The following is a 2,953-nucleotide window of genomic DNA, read 5'->3' on the forward strand; positions in this document are numbered from 1 at the left end:
CGCATCAGATAAGTCAAAAAGAGAAACCGCGTCAGCGCGTGCGAGGGATCGTCCGGTAGCAGGGATCGAGGGACACCTTCCGTCAGCTGATGGGCGATGCGCCGCGCGAGTTCGTCGACCGCGGCGTCCGCGAGCGCGGCCGTCTCCTGCGGCGTGGTCGGCATGACGAAGTTCTTGCCAGGCATGACCAGCAGCGTAAGCCCTCGGCGGCACCCGCGACAACAACCGTTGTCGCCGTCGCTTAAGGTGAGGCTGCGCCGCTGTGAGCGCAGCCGTCACCGCGGAGGAGACAGAGGATGACCGTCGATGAGAGACCGCCGCGTGCGCGGGAACTGTCCAGTTGGACGACCCGGCGCTGGCTCCGCCTCGGAGTCAGCGTCGCGCTGTCCGTCCTGGTGCTCCTGGGGGCCACCGGGGCGTGGGTGCTGGAGCGGACCGCGTCGATCAGCGACAACCTCGTGGACGTGAAGTCGCCCTCGCTGACGACGTCGATCCGCCTGGAATCGGCGCTGCTCAACCAGGAGACGGGCATCCGTGGCTACGGACTCACCGGGACCGCCGACTTCCTCGACCCGTACCGGCAGGGGCTCAGCCAGCAGAAGACCTATACGAAGACCCTGTCGGGCCTGCTCCGGGGCAACCCCGCGCGCCTGCGTGACCTGAAGACCGTCGAGGACCGCATCGAGACGTGGCAGGCGCAGATCGCGCGGCCGATCGCGGCCTCACCGGCCGGCAAGCCGTCGCCCCTGGCCACCGAGAACGCGGCCAAGGGCAAGGCGGCCTTCGACGCCATGCGGGCGGTCATGTCCGAGCAGCAGGGCCGGCTGCGTGCCGACCGCGTGTCGGCCAGGGCGGAGCTGGCGTCCGCCATGCGGATGCGGAACTGGATCTTCACCGCCATCGCGGCCCTCATCGTCGCCCTGGCGGTGATCGTCTCCGAAGCGCTGCGGCGGGGTGTCACCGAGCCCCTGGAGCGGATCGGGGCGGACGCCCGGACCATCGCGGAGGGCGACTTCGGCCACCCCATCACCCCGACCGGCCCCGCCGACCTGCGACAGCTCAGCGGCGAGATCGAGTCCATGCGCCGACGGCTGGTGCGGGAGCTGGACTTCAGCGAGGAGGCCCGTCAGCGGCTGGACGCGCAGTCCGCCGACCTGAAGCGGTCCAACGCGGAGCTGGAGCAGTTCGCGTACGTCGCCTCGCACGACCTCCAGGAGCCCCTGCGGAAGGTGTCCAGCTTCACCCAGCTGCTCCAGCGGCGGTACGGCGGGCAGCTCGACGAACGGGCTGACCAGTACATCGACTTCGCGGTCGACGGTGCGAACCGCATGCAGACCCTCATCAACGACCTGCTCGACTTCTCCCGGGTGGGCCGCGTCCACAACACCCAGCAGCGCGTCGATCTGAACACGGTGATGAAGCGGACCCTCACCGCGATCAGCGTGAGCATCGAGGAGTCGGGGGCGGTGATCACACGGGACGAACTGCCGACCCTGATCGCCGACTCCACGCAACTGGGCATGCTGTGGCAGAACCTGATCGGCAACGCCATCAAGTTCCGTCACCCCGGCGAGGCACCCGTCATCCACATCTCCGCCGAAGACGACGGCGACCACTGGCGGTTCGCCGTCACGGACAACGGCATCGGCATCGCCGCCGAGTACGCCGAGAAGGTGTTCGTGATCTTCCAGCGGCTGCACACCAAGGACCGGTACCAGGGCAGCGGCATCGGCCTCGCGATGTGCAAGAAGATCGTCGAGTTCCACGGCGGGACCATCTTCGTCGACCTGGAGCACACCGGAGGCACCCGCATCGTCTTCACCCTGGCGAAGCGCCCCGCCGAACCGGGCGAGTCCCAGGAGCCGGACGCCACCGCGGCGACCCGTTAGGGCCCGTACGCGTCATGCCGCGTTCAGCCGCCGGCGTGCTCCGGGGGGAGGCCTCGGAGCACGGAGGTGTCGATGGCGATGCCTGCCGCCGGAGCGGTGCGAACACCTTCACGTCGGTGACCGGAATGCCGTCGTAGCCGGTGATCGCCGGTGATCGCCTCGTCGGCCGTTCACCGTGATGGCGACGCGGCAGGGGGTGATCGCTGTTGATGATCTCCGCGTCGGTGACCTGCGTATGGGCATCAGGGAGGGTGGTCTCGGCACCTGACTGGGCGACATATATGGCGATGCGCCAGGTTGCGGAACCCGCGGGCTGTCGGTTGCCTCGTGGACAGGGCGCGAAAGATGCGCCGCACCGGGCAGGCCGGACACCGTTCCGTTGGAGGATTCGCATGCGTTGCAGACACACAGGTGCAGTCGTCGGCCTGGCTCTCGGTGTCCTCGGACTGCAGATTCCGGTCGCCGCCGCCGACGACTCGGATGTCCGCGTCTACCCGTGGAACGCTGCCCCCGGCTCCACGGTCACGGTCAGTACGAGCGCCTGCGACCCCGACGCGGACTACGGCAAGGGCCACTCGGAGGTGGGCGGGGACTTCCACCTCTTCGGGGGTGACGAGGACGGAGAGCTGACCGGCGAGTTCCAGATCCCGGAAGGCGCCAGGCCGGGCAGTGACACCGTCACCCTGAAATGTCCGCCGCTGACCAGGGTCACGGAGACGTACCAGATCACCGGTCACTCTCCGGAGGGCTCGGTCAACGCCGGGTTCGGGCCGGCCGGGGACACCGGCGGTGTGGGGCTCGCCCTGGGCGGCGGACTGCTGGCCACGGCCGCCGCCGGCGGGCTGGTGCTGATGCGACGCCGCCCGGACGACATCCGAGTCTGACGGCCGGGCCTGGCGATGGCACCCGTACTCCGGCGGAGACTCGGACGCCCTGTCAGCGCTTCCCATGATCCGTACCTCTGCGCACGGCTCGGCCTGGTCTGCGCCATGACGGCGGGTGCGGTGCTGCTGATCTCCGGCCTGAGCGAAGAGGGCCAGTCCCAGGGCCGGCCGCCGCGGGCG

The 2,953-nt window shown here is 69.4% G+C and carries 2 protein-coding genes and 1 pseudogene; 2 read left to right on the plus strand and 1 reads right to left on the minus strand.

Annotated features, from left to right (window positions below; all coding sequences use genetic code 11):
- A pseudogene (locus ACFWN1_RS32605) lies at positions 1–185 on the minus strand (response regulator); the annotation flags it as partial.
- A gap of 111 nt (positions 186–296) precedes the next feature.
- Here ACFWN1_RS32605 and ACFWN1_RS32610 point away from each other — a divergent pair.
- Entirely contained in the window at positions 297–1,889 is a 1,593-nt protein-coding gene (locus tag ACFWN1_RS32610; RefSeq protein ID WP_384370160.1) for an ATP-binding protein, read from the plus strand.
- Positions 1,890–2,281: 392 nt separating this feature from the next.
- Positions 2,282–2,773: a sortase gene (locus tag ACFWN1_RS32615; protein ID WP_384370163.1), complete on the plus strand. Its 492-nt coding sequence runs from the start codon at positions 2,282–2,284 to the stop codon at positions 2,771–2,773.
- Positions 2,774–2,953: the final 180 nt, after the last annotated feature.

Origin of the sequence: Streptomyces sp. NPDC058459 (genome assembly GCF_042721685.1) — a bacterium.
Classification (GTDB): Bacteria; Actinomycetota; Actinomycetes; order Streptomycetales; family Streptomycetaceae; genus Streptomyces.

Excerpts from the sequence above, each read along its gene's own strand:
- ACFWN1_RS32610 (WP_384370160.1), top strand. The coding sequence starts at position 297 with ATGACCGTCGATGAGAGACCGCCGCGTGCGCGGGAACTGTCCAGTTGG.
- ACFWN1_RS32615 (WP_384370163.1), top strand. The coding sequence starts at position 2,282 with ATGCGTTGCAGACACACAGGTGCAGTCGTCGGCCTGGCTCTCGGTGTC.